The 14,609-nt window shown below is 71.1% G+C and carries 12 protein-coding genes and 1 pseudogene; 3 read left to right on the plus strand and 10 right to left on the minus strand.

Annotated elements, in window-relative coordinates; genetic code table 11:
- Positions 1–32: 32 nt before the first annotated feature.
- The 5 genes from OVA15_RS04965 to OVA15_RS04985 form a co-directional block, all read right to left on the minus strand.
- Positions 33–377 (minus strand): YtxH domain-containing protein, encoded by a 345-nt coding sequence (locus OVA15_RS04965; protein WP_053447469.1) that lies wholly within the window; start codon positions 375–377, stop codon positions 33–35.
- A 139-nt stretch (positions 378–516) separates the two neighbouring features.
- Positions 517–2,586, minus strand: a complete 2,070-nt coding sequence (gene dxs / locus OVA15_RS04970; RefSeq protein WP_268143470.1) for a 1-deoxy-D-xylulose-5-phosphate synthase — start codon at positions 2,584–2,586, stop codon at positions 517–519.
- Between the two features lie 180 nt (positions 2,587–2,766).
- Positions 2,767–5,448 (minus strand): aconitate hydratase AcnA, encoded by a 2,682-nt coding sequence (acnA, locus tag OVA15_RS04975; protein ID WP_053447471.1) that lies wholly within the window; start codon positions 5,446–5,448, stop codon positions 2,767–2,769.
- A gap of 184 nt (positions 5,449–5,632) precedes the next feature.
- Positions 5,633–7,102, minus strand: coding sequence for a class I SAM-dependent RNA methyltransferase (locus tag OVA15_RS04980; RefSeq protein WP_268143474.1), 1,470 nt, complete (start codon positions 7,100–7,102; stop codon positions 5,633–5,635).
- Complete coding sequence (locus tag OVA15_RS04985) at positions 7,099–9,264, minus strand: APC family permease (RefSeq protein ID WP_235444477.1); 2,166 nt, start codon at positions 9,262–9,264, stop codon at positions 7,099–7,101. The genes OVA15_RS04980 and OVA15_RS04985 overlap by 4 nt, the downstream gene beginning before the upstream one ends.
- A 58-nt stretch (positions 9,265–9,322) precedes the next feature.
- Between OVA15_RS04985 and OVA15_RS04990 the strand changes: the two genes are divergently transcribed.
- The gene (locus OVA15_RS04990; RefSeq protein WP_006214894.1) at positions 9,323–10,051 is read left to right on the plus strand and encodes a potassium channel family protein; all 729 of its coding nucleotides are present in this window, start codon (positions 9,323–9,325) and stop codon (positions 10,049–10,051) included.
- Entirely contained in the window at positions 10,048–10,797 is a 750-nt protein-coding gene (locus OVA15_RS04995; protein ID WP_053447474.1) for a potassium channel family protein, read from the plus strand. The genes OVA15_RS04990 and OVA15_RS04995 overlap by 4 nt, the downstream gene beginning before the upstream one ends.
- Positions 10,798–10,818: 21 nt before the next feature.
- Here the strand turns inward: OVA15_RS04995 and OVA15_RS05000 are convergent, their stop codons facing one another.
- From OVA15_RS05000 to dut, 4 genes and pseudogenes are all read right to left on the minus strand, one after another.
- Positions 10,819–11,631: a DUF3159 domain-containing protein gene (locus OVA15_RS05000; protein ID WP_268143479.1), complete on the minus strand. Its 813-nt coding sequence runs from the start codon at positions 11,629–11,631 to the stop codon at positions 10,819–10,821.
- Between the two features lie 466 nt (positions 11,632–12,097).
- Complete coding sequence (locus OVA15_RS13405) at positions 12,098–12,379, minus strand: DUF3710 domain-containing protein (RefSeq protein WP_442786748.1); 282 nt, start codon at positions 12,377–12,379, stop codon at positions 12,098–12,100.
- A 79-nt stretch (positions 12,380–12,458) separates the two neighbouring features.
- Positions 12,459–12,887 (minus strand): annotated as a pseudogene (locus tag OVA15_RS13410) (DUF3710 domain-containing protein); the annotation flags it as partial.
- Between the two features lie 76 nt (positions 12,888–12,963).
- A complete protein-coding gene (dut, locus tag OVA15_RS05010; RefSeq protein ID WP_036307953.1) occupies positions 12,964–13,392 on the minus strand; it encodes a dUTP diphosphatase in 429 nt (142 codons plus the stop codon).
- A gap of 148 nt (positions 13,393–13,540) precedes the next feature.
- Here dut and OVA15_RS05015 point away from each other — a divergent pair, with 148 nt between their 5' ends.
- A complete protein-coding gene (locus tag OVA15_RS05015) occupies positions 13,541–13,987 on the plus strand; it encodes a DUF3093 domain-containing protein (RefSeq protein ID WP_006214888.1) in 447 nt (148 codons plus the stop codon).
- Positions 13,988–14,114: 127 nt separating this feature from the next.
- Here OVA15_RS05015 and OVA15_RS05020 read toward each other — a convergent pair whose 3' ends face one another.
- Positions 14,115–14,417, minus strand: a complete 303-nt coding sequence (locus OVA15_RS05020; RefSeq protein ID WP_006214887.1) for a DUF4193 domain-containing protein — start codon at positions 14,415–14,417, stop codon at positions 14,115–14,117.
- Positions 14,418–14,609: the final 192 nt, after the last annotated feature.

Raw genomic sequence — 14,609 nt, forward strand, 5'->3', positions numbered from 1 at the left:
GGCGGCTTCCTCGGCGAGGACGCCTCACCGGCTCAGATGTGCTTGGTCTCCGGGGAGTTGGTGGAGGCCGTCAGGTTGCCGGTGGTGTCGCTCTGGGACGAGCCCTTGGCCTTGTCGGCGGCGCTGGAGGCCGTCTGCTTGGCCTTGTCGGCGGCGTTGGAAGCGGTCTCCTTGGCCTTCTCGGCCACGACCGGCGCCTGCTCCTGCACGGTGGCCTTGGCCTTCTCGGCGCCCTCGGAGACCTTGCGGCGGACCTCCGGGTCGTTGGTCACGCCCAGGACCTGGGACTTGATCTGATCGAACGGCTCGCGACCGGCAGCCGAGCCGGCGACGAAGCCGATGGCCAGGCCCGCCACGAAGATGGCCTTCTTGAACATGTCTCTTGCCTCTCGTCGTGTCACGGGCCTCATCGCCCGCGTTCTGCTACTCAGCCTACTGAGGAGGCACGGGCCGGACAACGAAGCCCTCGGCGCGGCGGCCCCGCGATCTGCCGCCATTGCGCGCCGAGCGTCAGTCTCAAGCCCCGGTGCGGTCCTCGAAGCGCAGAGCGGACGCGTCCTCGCCGACCGGGCGGGCATAGGGCACCCGCGTCCCGAGCACCGAGTCCACGGTGTCGCGGGTGATCTGCTGGGCGGTCAGGCCCACCCGCTCGAGCACCTGCGACCGGGAGCCGTGAGTGAGGAACTCGGTGGGCAGCCCGACCTCGTTCAGCGCAGTGTCCACGCCGGCCCGGCGGACGGACTGGCGGATGAGGCTGCCGATGCCGCCGGAGCGCACGCCGTCCTCGACCACCACCACGAAGCGGTGCTGAGCGGCCAGCTCCGACAGCGAGGCCGGCACGGGCAGGACCCAGCGCGGATCCACGACGGTGGCCGAGATCCCGTGATCGCCCAGACGCCGAGCCACTTCCAGGCACAGCGGTGCCATGGCGCCCACGGCGACCAGCAGGACGTCGGTGTCCTGATCGCTTCCCGCAGGGCGCTCCGCACGCTTCTCGTCAGCAGAGCCCTGGCCGGCTGCCATCTCCTCCTCGGCCTCCGGCTCCACCCCTCCGGTGGTGCGCAGGAGGATCTCCACGCCGTCGTCGAGCCGCTCCAGAGCGGGGATCGGCTCGGAGACGGAGCCCTTGGGGTAGCGCAGCACGGTGGGGGCGTCGCTGACGTCCAGGGCCTCGCGGAACTCCTCGCGCATGCTGGGCTCGTCGCGCGGTGCCGCCAGGTGCAGCCCGGGCACGATCTGCAGCAGCGCCAGGTCCCACATGCCGTGATGGCTGGGCCCGTCCGGACCGGTGACCCCGGCGCGGTCGAGGACCAGGGTGACCCCCGCCTTGTGCAGGGCCACGTCCATCAGCAGCTGATCGAAGCCGCGGTTGAGGAACGTGGCGTACAGCGCGACCACCGGGTGCAGCCCTCCGTAGGCCATGCCGGCGGCCATGGTCAGAGCGTGCTGCTCGGCGATCCCGACGTCGAAGACCCGCTCCGGGTGCTTGTCCTGCATGAGGTTCAGACCCACCGGGATGGTCATGGCGCCGGTGATGCCCACGATGTCGTCGCGCTCATCCGCGGCCTCGGCCATGGCCTCGGCGAACACCGAGGTCCAGGACCGGCCCGAGCTGGCGCTGGTCGGCTGGCCGGTCTCCGGGTCGATCGTGCCCACGGCGTGGAACATGTCGTCGACGTCGGCGATCGCCGGGGCGTAGCCGTGGCCCTTCTGGGTGATCGTGTGCACGAGCACCGGTCCGCCGAAGTCGCGGGCTCGTCGCAGAGCGTGCTCCAGGGCGTCCTGGTCGTGGCCGTCGATCGGGCCCACGTACTTCATGCCCAGATCGGCGAACAGGCCGTTGTGGACCACCACGTCCTTGAGCCCGGCCTTCATGCCGTGCAGCCCGCGGTAGGTCGCCTGGCCCACCGGCCCGGAGTTCTGCAGCGACTCCTTGACCTGGGTGAGCACGCGCTCGTAGCGCCGGTCCGTGCGCACGGTGTCCACCGACTGCTGGACCTCGGCCTTGAGCTCCTGCAGCTGACGCGCCAGCCCGCCGACCGTGGGGGCGTAGGAGCGCCCGTTGTCGTTGACGACGATCACCACGCGGCGATCGGGATCCGAGGCGATGTTGTTCGCGGCCTCCCAGGTCATGCCGCCGGTCATGGCGCCGTCGCCGACCACCACCACGGTGGTGCGATCGTTCTGGCCGGTGAGCGCGAAGGCACGGGAGATGCCGTCCGCCCAGGACAGCGACGACGAGGCGTGCGAGGACTCCACGACGTCGTGCTCGGACTCGCCGCGGTCCGGGTAGCCGGCCAGACCGCCCTGCTGGCGCAGGGTCGAGAAGTCCTGGCGGCCGGTCAGCAGCTTGTGCACGTACGACTGGTGCCCGGTGTCGTAGACGATCGGGTCCCGGGGCGAGTCGAAGACGCGGTGCAGAGCCAGCGTGAGCTCGACGACGCCCAGGTTCGGGCCCAGATGGCCGCCTGTGGCCGAGACGTTGGTGACCAGGAACCTGCGGATCTCCTCCGCCAGCTCCCCCAGCTGCTCGGGCGCCAGGCCCTTGAGGTCCTCCGGGCCGCGGATGCCCTCCAAGATCGACATGGTTCTCCTTGCAGCGCAGCCTCGTCGACGAGGCCGCGCACAGCGAATCTTCGTATCAGCCGATGCTACCGCCGGCATCCGACGCACCAGGCCGGGACCTGCCGCGAGGACGTTCGCACGCACGAGCGCCCCGCCGGGCCGGAGCCTGACGGGGCGCTCCCGCGCGGAGGGATCCTCAGATCACTTGCTGGCCATCTGGCGCAGCACGTACTGCAGGATGCCGCCGTTGCGGTAGTAGTCCGCCTCACCGGGGGTGTCGATGCGCACGTCGGCGTCGAACTCGACGGTGGAGCCGTCCTCCTTGGCCGCGGTGACCTTCACGGTCTTGGGGGTGCGGCCGTCGTTGAGCTCGGTGACACCCGAGATCGAGAAGGTCTCGGTGCCGTCCAGGCCCAGCGAGTCGGCCGACTCGCCCTGCGGGAACTGCAGCGGCAGCACGCCCATGCCGATCAGGTTGGAGCGGTGGATGCGCTCGTAGGACTCGGTGATGACCGCGCGGACGCCCAGCAGGCTGGTGCCCTTGGCCGCCCAGTCGCGGGAGGATCCCGAGCCGTACTCCTTGCCGCCCAGCACGACCAGCGGGACGCCGGCCTCCTGGTAGTTCATCGCGGCATCGTAGACGGCGGCCTGCGGGCCGCCCTCCTGGGTGAAGTCGCGGGTGAAGCCGCCCTCCACGCCGTCCAGGAGCTGGTTCTTGATGCGGATGTTGGCGAAGGTGCCGCGGATCATGACCTCGTGGTTGCCGCGGCGCGAGCCGTAGGAGTTGAAGTCCTTGCGCTCGACCCCGTTCTCGATGAGGTACTTGCCCGCGGGCGTGTCCGACTTGAAGGAGCCGGCCGGGGAGATGTGGTCGGTCGTGACCGAATCGCCCAGCTTGAGCAGCACGCGCGCGCCCTCGATGTCGGTGACCGGGGAGATCTCCATGGTCATGCCCTCGAAGTACGGGGGCTTGCGCACGTAGGTGGACTCCGCGTCCCACTCGAAGGTCTTGCCGGTCGGGGTCTCCAGGGACTGCCAGCGCTCGTCGCCGTCGAAGATCGTGCCGTACGAGTCGGTGAACATCTCCGTCTCGATGGAGTCGTCGATGATCTGCTGGACCTCGGTCGGATCCGGCCAGATGTCCTTGAGGTAGACGTCGTTGCCCTCGGAGTCCTGGCCCAGCGGCTCGTTCTGGAAGTCGAAGTCCATGGTCCCGGCCAGGGCGTAGGCGACCACCAGCGGCGGGGAGGCCAGGTAGTTCATCTTGACGTCAGGGTTGATGCGGCCCTCGAAGTTGCGGTTGCCCGACAGCACCGAGGTCACGGCCAGGTCGTTGTCCTGGACCGCCTGCGAGATCTCGGACTCGAGCGGACCCGAGTTGCCGATGCAGGTGGTGCAGCCGTAGCCGACGATGTAGAAGCCCAGGGCCTCCAGCGACGGGATCAGGCCGGACTTCTCGTAGTAGTCGGTGACGACCTTGGAGCCCGGGGCGATCGAGGTCTTGACCCAGGGCTTGGAGGCCAGGCCCTTGTCGACGGCGTTGCGGGCCAGCACGGCCGCGGCCATCATCACGGACGGGTTCGAGGTGTTCGTGCAGGAGGTGATCGAGGCGATCGAGACCGCGCCGTTCTCCAGCTCGAACTCGCGGCCGTCCTCCATGGAGACGCCGGCCGACTCGGGGGTCTTGTCCGAGACGTAGTTCTTCACGTCGCGCTCGAAGGTGCCCTTGGCCTTGTCCAGCGCGATGCGGTCCTGCGGGCGCTTGGGCCCGGAGATCGACGGCACGACGGTGGACAGGTCCAGCTCGAGGTACTCGGAGAAGCGGGTCTCCTCCTGCGGGTCGTGCCACAGGCCCTGCTCCTTGGCGTAGGCCTCGACCAGGTCGATCTGCTCCTGGGGGCGGCCGGTCAGGCGCAGGTAGTCCATGGTGACGTCGTCGATCGGGAAGATCGCGGCGGTCGAGCCGAACTCCGGGGACATGTTGCCGATGGTGGCGCGGTTGGCCAGCGGCACGGCCGCCACGCCCTCGCCGTAGAACTCGACGAACTTGCCGACGACGCCGTGCTTGCGCAGCATCTCGGTGATCGTGAGCACGACGTCCGTGGCGGTGGCGCCGGCGGGGATCTCGCCGGTGAGCTTGAAGCCCACCACGCGCGGGATCAGCATGGAGATCGGCTGGCCGAGCATGGCGGCCTCGGCCTCGATGCCGCCGACGCCCCAGCCCAGGACGCCGATGCCGTTCTCCATGGTGGTGTGGGAGTCGGTGCCCACGCAGGTGTCCGGGTAGGCGCGGTTCACGCCGTCGACCTCGCGGGTCATCACGACGCGGGCCAGGTTCTCGATGTTGACCTGGTGCACGATGCCCATGCCCGGGGGCACGACCTTGAAGTCGTCGAACGCGGTCTGGCCCCAGCGCAGGAACTGGTAGCGCTCGCCGTTGCGCTGGTACTCGATGTCCATGTTGCGCTCGATCGCATCGGCGTTGCCGAAGGAGTCGATCTGCACGGAGTGGTCGATGACCAGCTCGGCGGGCGAGAGCGGGTTGACACGGGCGGCGTCGCCGCCGAGGTCCTCGATGGCCTCGCGCATGGTCGCCAGGTCCACGATGCAGGGGACGCCGGTGAAGTCCTGCATGATCACGCGGCCGGGCGTGAACTGGATCTCGGTGTTCGGCTGCGCCTCCGGATCCCACTCGGCCAGGGCCTTGATGTGCTCCTGCGTGACGTTGGCACCGTCCTCGGTGCGCAGCAGGTTCTCCAGCAGGATCTTGAGGCTGTAGGGAAGGTTCTCGGCCCCCTTCAGCGCCTTGAGGCGGTAAATCTCGTACTGGGTGCCATTGACGTCAAGGACGTCCTTGGCCCCGAAGCTGTCCACGGTGCTCATGTGCCCGGAACTCCTCTCGCCGCGGTGGTGGATCGCCGAGCGCGGAACGCTGTCGGAGCCTCGGTCGAGGGCCGGACAGCTGCAGCGCGGGTTCGGCGGACTCCTGCCAATATATCCCCATCCGGACACGGATTTCTCGCCGAACCTCCCGTTCGGGCTCGATCTATGGTAAGTAAGGCGACCCTCAGCTGCGCTCGAGGACGGTCACGGTCTCGAGGTGATGCGTGTTCGGATACAGGTCCAGGCCGCGCAGGCTGCGCACCTGCCAGCCGCGGTGGCGGAACCGAGCCAGATCGCGCGCGGCAGTGGCCGGATCGCAGGACACGCTCACGATCCGGCGCGGCTCGAGGGCTGCGATCGCATCCACCACGACCTTGCCGGCACCGGCGCGCGGCGGATCCAGCACGACGACGTCCGGTCGCCGCGAAGGCACCGACGACGCTGCGCCGCGCCGGCCCGGCGACGGACGGCCGCCGCGTCGCCTCCGCTGCGGGATCCGCACCAGCTCCGGCCAGCGGCGGGCCAGGACGTCCTCGACGGAGCCGGTGACCGCCTCGACCTGTGGGTCCTCGCCGAAGCGGCGGGCCGCATCCGTGGAGGTCAGCGGGGAGCCCTCGACGGCGAGCACCGAGCCGGCCTCCCCCACGGCCTCGGCCAGGGCAGCCGTCAGCAGCCCCGCGCCCGAGTAGAGATCGAGGGCGTCCTCGCCCGCGCTCAGCCCGGATTCCTGCTCGACGAGCCCCAGCAGATGCTGGGGCGCGCTGCGGTGGACCTGCCAGAATCCGCCGGCGGAGACCTCCCAGGTGCGCTGCCCGATCCGTTCGACGGAGCGTCCGGTCCCGCTGAGCACCAGGGGCTCGCGGCGCGGGGAGCCGGCGGAGGTGTCGGCGCTGAGCACTAGTCCGATCTCCCCCTCCCCGCCGGCCCGGGCGTGGGCGACCTGCAGAGCCGGCAGCGCGTGCTCGCGCAGACGCCGGACGAGGTCCTCGTCGAACGGGTGCGCGGCGGTGACGACCACCGTGGGGGCATCTGCAGAGGGACCCGCCAGATCGAGCCGTGTCGCCCCGGACCAGTCGATCTCGCCGATCCGCAGAGCGCTCAGCGCGGGAGTCATCAGGGGGAAGTCCTGGACTGGCACGAGCTCGTCGCTGCGGTGGGGATGCATGGCGGCCCGGCCGTGCTCATCGACCGCGAAATGGGCGCGCGTGCGCCAGCCCAGTCCGTCGTCCGTCTCCCCCGGCAGGGCTTCGACCCTCGGGTCCAGCGCCTCGAGCTGCTCTGGCTCGAAGCCCCCGATCCCGCCGAGCAGCTCCCGCAGGACCTCGGTCTTCAGCCGTCGCTGCAGCTCGAGCTCCAGGTGCCCGAGCTCGGCCCCGCCGACGGGAGCGCGCCCGGAGGCCCAGCTCAGCATCGAATCTGCCGGCTCCCAGGGATGCCGCGCCCGGCGCCCCTGCACCGGGGAGAGCACCTCGACCACATCGCCGCGCCAGAACCGCGCCTCGTCCTGGGCCTCGCTCAGCCGCACGCGCACCCGCTCGCCGGGGGCCCCGTGGCGCACGAACACCACGCGTCCCTCCTGGGTGCGCGCCACGGTGTGCCCGCCGTGGGCCAGCGGTCCCAGCTCGAGCTCGAGGTGCTGAGGGCTGTCGGTCATGCGTCGTCTCCATCGGTCGGTGCGGTGCGGGAGCTGGCACCCGGGGTCTCGCGGTCGGCTGGGCGGCGGCGCCGTCGTCGTGGGGTGCGGGAGCGGGCGGCCAGGGCCTCACGGTCGGCCCGGCGCCGGCGTCGGCGGCGGGCGGCGCGCCGGGTGACTTGGGCGGGGGCCTCTGATGACTGCTCGTGCGGGGCGTCCTCGTCGGAGGAGACCTGCGCGCCCAGGGTGTTCAGGTGCCAGGGCACGGAGGCGATCATGACGCCCCGCTCGTGGCGCAGGCGGCTGCGCAGCGCTCCTGTGGCCTGGTTGTGCAGGAAGCGCTCCCAGGAGGTGGAGACCACGTACTCCGGCAGGTAGACCACCACCAGATCGCGCGGCGAGCGCCTGCGGACCCGGCGCAGGTGGTCGATGACCGGCTGGGTCGAGCTGCGGTAGGGCGCATCCAGCACCCGCAGCGGCACGGGGATCTCCAGGCGCTGCCACTGCTCCAGGATCCGGGCGGTGCGCGCGGCGGAGACATCCACCACGAGCGCCTCGAGCGTGGAGGGCCGCGAGGCCCGGGCATAGGCCAGGGCGCGCATGTCCGGCTTGCGCACCGACGGCACGATCAGCATGGCGTGCACCCGCGAGGGCAGCGCCAGCACGGGTGAGTCGGGAGCCAGCTGGAGGGCGTCGTCGACGGCGTCGTAGTGCCGTCGGATGCCGCTCATGAACAGCGACAGCGCCACGATGCACACCACGGTGATCCAGGCGCCCTGGGTGAACCGCGTGGTCATGACCACCACCAGCACGGCGGCCGAGATCACCGCGGCCAGCACGGCCAGCCCCAGCGAGGCCACGATCCGGCGCCGCCCGGAGACCGTGGGCTCGGCGCGCCGGTGGCGCCGCCAGTGCCGGGCCATGCCGAACTGGGTGAGCGTGAAGGACACGAACACGCCCACCACGTAGAGCTGCACGAGGGCGTTGACGTTGGCGCCGAATACGGCGGTCAGCACCGCCGCCACCACCAGCAGCACCACGATGCCGTTCGTGAACGCGAAGCGATCGCCGCGAGCGGCGAACTGCCGCGGGAGGCTCGAATCCCGTGCCAGCCGCGAGGCCAGCGCCGGGAAGCCCGTGAAGGCGGTCGAGGCGGCCAGCACGAGCACGAGCACGGTTGCCAGGATCACGACGTAGTACAGCGGCGTGTCCAGGCCGAAGATCGCCCGGGCGAGCTGCCCGAGCACGGGGTTCTGATAGAAGTCCGCCTCCGGGGCGTGGCCGTCCATGCGCAGCTGGCGCTCGGGATCCAGCACGAGCTGGACCCCCGTGGCGCGTGCGAGGTACACGGTGCCCAGCAGCAGCACGACGGAGAGCACGCCCATGACGGTCAGGATGATCCGGGCATTGGCGGCCCGCGGGCGGCGCAGGAACGGCACGGAGCCAGCCACCGACTCCACGCCGGTCACCGCCACAGCACCCGAGGAGAAGGCCCGCAGCACCAGGATCGCCAGGGCCATGCCCGTCCAGCCGCCGTCGGGGACCTCCACCGGCAGGACCTCCCAGTCCGCGGAGGCCGCGCGGTCCAGGGTGCCGGTGGCCGACTGGTACAGGCCGGTGCCGATCATGGCGAGCAGCACGGCCACGAACAGGTACGTGGGCACGGCTGCGGCGCGGCCCATGAACCGCAGCCCGCGCAGGTTCAGGAGCCCGGCGATCAGGATCCCGGCCAGCGCGATCTCGAGCCGGAAACCGATCAGCCCCGGGAACGCGGCGGCCAGGTACTGCGCCGCGGCGGACATGGACACCGCGACCACGAGGGTGAAGTCGATCATCAACGACGCGCCGACCACCACGCCGGCGCGATCGCCCAGGTTGGAGGTCGCGATCTCGTAGTCGCCCTGTCCGGACGGGTACGCGCGAAGGTTCTGCCGGTAGGCCAGCACGATGATCACGGTCACGACGACGACGGCCAGGCCGACCCACGGCGAGAGCAGCACGGCGGAGGCCCCGGCCAGGGCCAGCGTCAGCACGATCTCGTCCGGGGCGTAGGCCACCGAGGACAGGGAGTCCGCCGAGAACACCGGAAGCCCCGCGCGCTTGGACAGGGCCGTGTCCTCGTAGCGCTCGTTGTGGTAGGGCCTGCCCACCAGAGCGGTCCGCAGCGCGCGCAGTTTCGTCACGGGGACAGGCTAGTGGCTCGGCAGGCCCGGCCCGCCCGCGTGACCTACCCTTGGCCCCATGCCGCATTTCGTGATCATGGGCGCCGGACGCGTCGGTGCGATGACAGCCCGGGCCCTCGAGGACTCCGGGCACACCGTCGCCCTGATCGACCAGGACGAGCAGGCGTTCCGCAAGCTGCACGGCTCCTTCGGCGGCGAGTCCATCACCGGTCACGGCTTCGATCGCGACGTCCTGCGCCGGGCCGGGATCGAGCGCGCCTACGCCTTCGCGGCGGTGTCCTCGGAGGACAACTCGAACATCCTGGCCGCCCGCGTGGCCCGCGAGACCTTCGACGTGGCCCACGTGGTCGCCCGCATCTACGACCCCGCCCGCGCCGAGTTCTATCAGCGCCTGGGCGTGCCCACAGTGGCTGCCGTGCGCTGGACCGCCGATCAGGTGCTGCGCCGGCTGCTTCCCGAGCAGTCGATCTCCGGGGACTTCCAGGAGGCCTCGGGCCGCCTGCAGCTCGGCGAGCTGACCCTGCACGAGGGCTGGGCCGGGCTGCGGCTGTCGGCCATCGAGAAGGCCGCAGACGTCCGCGTCGCGTTCATCACCCGCTTCGGCGAGGGCGTTCTGCCCGGCGCCCGCACTACCTATCAGAAGGGCGATCTGGTCCACGCGATGATGCGAGTCGATGAGATCGACGACATCGTGCGCGTCCTGGCCGCGGAGCCCTCCCCCGAGATCCGCGATGCCGGCCAGGAGGGCCTGCTCGGACCCGTCGATTCAGCGGAGGCACGACGATGAAGGTCGCCGTCATCGGAGCAGGGGCCGTGGGCTCCTCGATCGCCCGCGAGCTGGCGCGCAGCGGCCACGAGGTCCTGATCATCGACGAGAAGCCGGAGGCCGTGGGCCGGGTCGATGCTCCCGGGGCCAGCTGGAGCGTGGGCGATGCCTGCGACCTGCGCGTGCTGGCCGATGCCGGGCTGGACGAGACCGAGGTCGTGGTGGCCGCCACCGGCGACGACCGCGTGAACCTGGTGGTCTCGCTGATGGCGCGCTCGGAGTTCGGCGTGCCCCGCACCGTCGGGCGCGTGAACAACCCCCGCAACGAGTGGCTCTTCGACGACTCCTGGGGCGTCGACGTGGCCGTGTCCACGCCGCGGCTGATGACCGCGCTCGTGGAGGAGGCCGTGGAGATCGGCGACGTGGTGAGCGTGCTGACCATGCAGCAGGCCTCGGCCTCGTTCAGCGCCTTCACGGTGCCTTCGGATCACCCCTCGATCGGCTCCCGCGTGGGCACCGTCCCGTGGCCGGCCCAGGCCGTGCCCGTGGCCATCCTGCGCGACGGCCAGCCGCTGGCCCCCAGCCGCGACGACGTCATCGAAGCCGACGACGAGCTGTTCTTCCTGGTCTCCGGGACCGGTGAGGACGAGCTGAGGCAGCTGCTGGGCTCGGCGACGCACGCCCGCGCTCAGCAGCTGCCCTGGGCCGCCGAGGACCCGTTCGAGGAGGAGATCCCCGGCGAGCCCTCGGGCCCCGCGCTCCAGTGACGCGGGCCGCGCCCGCCGTCCTCAGCGGGTGATGTCGGGATCCTTCGGCTCGCGGGGCTCGGAATCGGAGCGCTGCAGCGCGTCCTCCGGAATATCGGGATCCACTGCCGCCGGGCGCGAGATCAGCCACGCGATCCACAGCACCGCCGCGTACAGCGGCACGCCCATGGCCAGCCGGGCGATGCCCAGCCCGGTCACGTGATCGGTCAGGTACAGCGGCACCTGCACGATGAGGCGGGCGGCGAACATGGCCACGAGCAGGCCGGTGGCGAGCCGATAGCCGCGCATCCGGTGCGGGTCCTGGCGCCAGTCCATGCCCTCGCCGCGCACGAAGCCGAAGAGCACGCCCAGCAGCGGCCACCCCACGACGATCGACAGGGCCAGGCCGAGGAAATACGCCAGGTTGATCCACAGTCCGGTCACGTAGTAGTCGATCGCATCGCCGCTGCGCCAGGCGAAGAAGGCGCAGACCAGCACCCCGATCAGACCGGCCAGCGCCTGGATGAGCGTCTGGCGCTGCACCAGGCGGGCGATCGTGAACAGCGCGGCAGCGCCCAGCGCGCAGATCAGCGCGGCGGCCAGCGACTGGCTGAAGATGTAGACGCCCAGGAAGACGGCACCGGGCACGATCGCCTCGGCGAGCCCGCGCCAACCGCCCACGGCGTGCAGGACGTCGAGCTGACCCGTCTCGCCGCGGCGTACGCGGGATCTCTGGGCGTAGGCCGTCATGGACTGCGCCAGCGTGGGGCGCTGCTCGGGCGTCGGGTCCTGATCGCGGGCCTGCTCCGGTTCGTGCTGCGGGTCCTGCTCGGGACCCGGGGCCGGCGTGGTCATGACGAGGTCCTCCGGGCGATGATCTCGAAGCGCGGGTTGAAGATGGTGGGCTGGTCCCCGGCGCTGCACAGCAGCCCGGAGCACGACAGCTCCGTGCCGGCGCGCACGCCGGGCACGGAGCGCTGGCCCTGCCAGACCAGGCGCAGCAGGGTGGGCCGGCCCTCCGGGTCGCTGCGGTCCTGGACCAGCAGCAGGGCCTCGCTGGCGGGACGCTCGATGGCCGCTGCCACGCGGATCTCGGCGACCCGCCCCGTGGCGCGCACGCGTCGGCGCGCGCCGCCGCGCGAGGCGCGGTCCTCGCCGCACGCCGCCCGAGCCTCGGCCAGCGAGGCCGCAGGCTCCTCCAGCGCCACGATGCGCGGGTGCGAGGCCGTGACCGGTGCCGGACCGGGGTGCAGGCAGTCCTCGGCAGCGATCTCGTGATCGCTGCCGAGCCGGGAGTCGGCGTCGCCGGTGGCTTGGGTGCTCATCGCGTCTCGGTGATCTCCGGCCCGCGCTGTGGCGGCGCCTTCGGAGCGGGACCGCCTGCGGCTGAGCCGGTGCCCTGGGACTGACCCTGGCCCGAGGCCTGCCGGCGGACGGCGCGCCGCTTGGCCACGGCCTTGGGCTCCACGCCCTCGGGGACCTGCAGCGGCAGCAGATCGCGCGGAGGCATGGGGTCGCCGCCGCGACGCACGATCACGGTGCGGATCAGCTCGTCGAACTCGGCCGAGGCCGTGGGCTCGATCGCCGCCGGACCGGAGATCACGGCGCGCAGGAACCAGCGGGGGGCCGTCGATCCCGATGAAGCGCGCCGGCCGGTAGCCCTTGGTGCCGTCGCTGGTGGTCGCGGGGAAGCGGGCTCGCAGCTCGGTGCCGAACGGGCCCTCGACGGCCTGCGGGGCGCCGTCGCTGCGCTTGAGCGAGTCCACGAGGTCCTTGCGGATCTCCGCCCAGATCCCGGTCGTGCGGGGGGCGGCGAAGGCCTGCAGCTGCACGGTCGAGCCCTTGTGATCCAGGTTCACCGCCCGCGGGCGGTTGCCCTTCTCAGTGACCTCCAGGCGGATGCCGATCCCCTGCTGCTGCTGGATCAGCAGCGAGCCGAAGTCCATGCGCCCCTCGCGGTCCTCGATCTCCGAGATGTCCCACGGCCCGCGGGCGCGCACGTCGTCCTGCGCCTCGGCGCCGTCCTGCTCGACCTGCTCCTCTGCCGGAGCCGTGGGCTCGGCGTCCTTCTTCTTGCGTCCGAACACGTCGGTGCCTCCTCGATGCGTCATGCGCCGCCCGGTCGGGGCGGCGGTGCCCGGGAACGGCCCGGAGCCTGTCAGTGGCCGCGCGGGGCGCGGCGCGTACTCAGCGGGTCCCGGAGGACCCGAATCCGGTCTCGCCGCGGTCGCTGTCCTCGAGCTCGTCGACCTCGACCAGCTCGACCGTGCCGACGCGCTGCAGCAGCAGCTGGGCGATGCGGTCGCCGCGCTCGATGCGGAAGGGCGTGTGCAGATCGGTGTTCAGCAGCGTGACCATGATCTCGCCGCGGTACCCGGAGTCCACCGTGCCCGGCGCGTTGAGGACGGTGATGCCGTGCTTGGCGGCAAGTCCCGAGCGCGGATGGACCAGGCCCACCCAGCCGACGGGCACGGCGATGGCCAACCCGGTGCCGATCAGGGCGCGGGCACCGGGATCGAGCACGGCATCGGAGCTGGCGCGCAGGTCCAGCCCCGCGTCGCCGGGCTTGGCATAGCGAGGCAGCGGCAGATCGGCGTCCAGCCGGCGCACCTGCATCCGCAGCGCGGCGGAGTCGTCGTGGTCCTGGGGGCGTGAGGGGTCGGTCAGCACAGTGCCCCACTGTAGACGCCGCGCCGCCTCCAGCCACTCGGGAACGGGACCCGGTCGTCCGGCCGAGCCATCCGCTCATGGGATGATGGTGCCCATGACTGACGACGAGGTGCTCTACCGGGAGAAGCTGAACCCGGCGTGGTGGATGTGGCTGCTGTTCCTGGGCCTGGCCGGCTCCGTGGTGATCGCCCTGGCCCCCATCGCGACCTGGCTCGGGATCCTCGGCGGTGTCATCGCGCTGATCCTGGCCCCCGTCATCGTCTACTCCCGGGCCTCCTCGATCGTGGTCACCGAGGATCTCCTGCGGGTGGGCCGGGCGAGCATCGAGCGCCGATTCGTGGGTGAGGTGGAGGCCTTCACCGATCCCGACGACGTCCGCCGCGTCCGCGGTCCCGAGCTGGATGCCCGGGCCTACATGAACTTCTCGGCCTCGGCCTCGGGAATGTGCCGCATCGAGATCATCGACCCCGTGGATCCCACCCCGTACTGGCTCACCGCCACTCGCCATCCGCACGAGCTCGCCCAGGCCCTGGTCGGCTGAGGCCCTCGAGCCGACGGGCGCGCAGACGAAACAGCCCTCGACCGCCGCGGCGGTCGAGGGCTGCTTCTGTCCTGTGCGGGCCTCAGGCTTCAGCGGCCTGCGATCCGGCAGTCAGTCTTCGTCGGATTCAGCCTGCGCACTCCACGCAGATCTTCATCCCGTCCTTCTCCTCGGCGATCTGGGAGCGGTGGCGCACCAGGAAGCAGGACCCGCAGGTGAACTCGTCCTCCTGAGCCGGAAGCACCACGACGGAGAGCTCCTCGTGGGACAGATCGGCACCGGGCAGCTCGTAGCTGTCAGCGGCCGTGGCCTCATCGTCCTCGTCCGCATTGGGGTGCTGGGTCTCGTTGCGGCGAGTCTTCAGCTCCTCGATCGAGTCTTCCTTGAGCTCCTCCTCCTGCTTGCGGGGAGCGTCGTAATCAGTTGCCATATGTGATCCCTAATCCTTGCAGTGAAGACGTCGACATGAGGCGCGGCGACAGCCGGCCGCGGTCCGTGGAGGGCGGGCTCGCGGGCGCATACCTGCCTCACGTGTGGAGGATTGTTCACTATGGGCCTCGGAAAGACCAATGCGTCCGCTCACGACAGAATTGTTGCCGGTCGGTTGCCTCTGCGCGGCTTC

Source organism: Kocuria sp. SL71, from assembly GCF_026672465.1.
In the GTDB taxonomy this organism is placed as follows: Bacteria; Actinomycetota; Actinomycetes; order Actinomycetales; family Micrococcaceae; genus Kocuria; species Kocuria palustris.

What these genes read in the sequence shown, in the direction of transcription:
- OVA15_RS04965 (WP_053447469.1), bottom strand. Translation starts at nt 377, where the DNA reads ATGTTCAAGAAGGCCATCTTCGTGGCGGGCCTGGCCATCGGCTTCGTC.
- dxs (WP_268143470.1), bottom strand. Translation starts at nt 2,586, where the DNA reads ATGTCGATCTTGGAGGGCATCCGCGGCCCGGAGGACCTCAAGGGCCTG.
- acnA (WP_053447471.1), bottom strand. Translation starts at nt 5,448, where the DNA reads ATGAGCACCGTGGACAGCTTCGGGGCCAAGGACGTCCTTGACGTCAAT.
- OVA15_RS04980 (WP_268143474.1), bottom strand. Translation starts at nt 7,102, where the DNA reads ATGACCGACAGCCCTCAGCACCTCGAGCTCGAGCTGGGACCGCTGGCC.
- OVA15_RS04990 (WP_006214894.1), top strand. Translation starts at nt 9,323, where the DNA reads ATGCCGCATTTCGTGATCATGGGCGCCGGACGCGTCGGTGCGATGACA.
- OVA15_RS04995 (WP_053447474.1), top strand. Translation starts at nt 10,048, where the DNA reads ATGAAGGTCGCCGTCATCGGAGCAGGGGCCGTGGGCTCCTCGATCGCC.
- OVA15_RS05000 (WP_268143479.1), bottom strand. Translation starts at nt 11,631, where the DNA reads ATGACCACGCCGGCCCCGGGTCCCGAGCAGGACCCGCAGCACGAACCG.
- dut (WP_036307953.1), bottom strand. Translation starts at nt 13,392, where the DNA reads ATGCAGGTGCGCCGGCTGGACGCCGATCTGCCGCTGCCTCGCTATGCC.
- OVA15_RS05015 (WP_006214888.1), top strand. Translation starts at nt 13,541, where the DNA reads ATGACTGACGACGAGGTGCTCTACCGGGAGAAGCTGAACCCGGCGTGG.
- OVA15_RS05020 (WP_006214887.1), bottom strand. Translation starts at nt 14,417, where the DNA reads ATGGCAACTGATTACGACGCTCCCCGCAAGCAGGAGGAGGAGCTCAAG.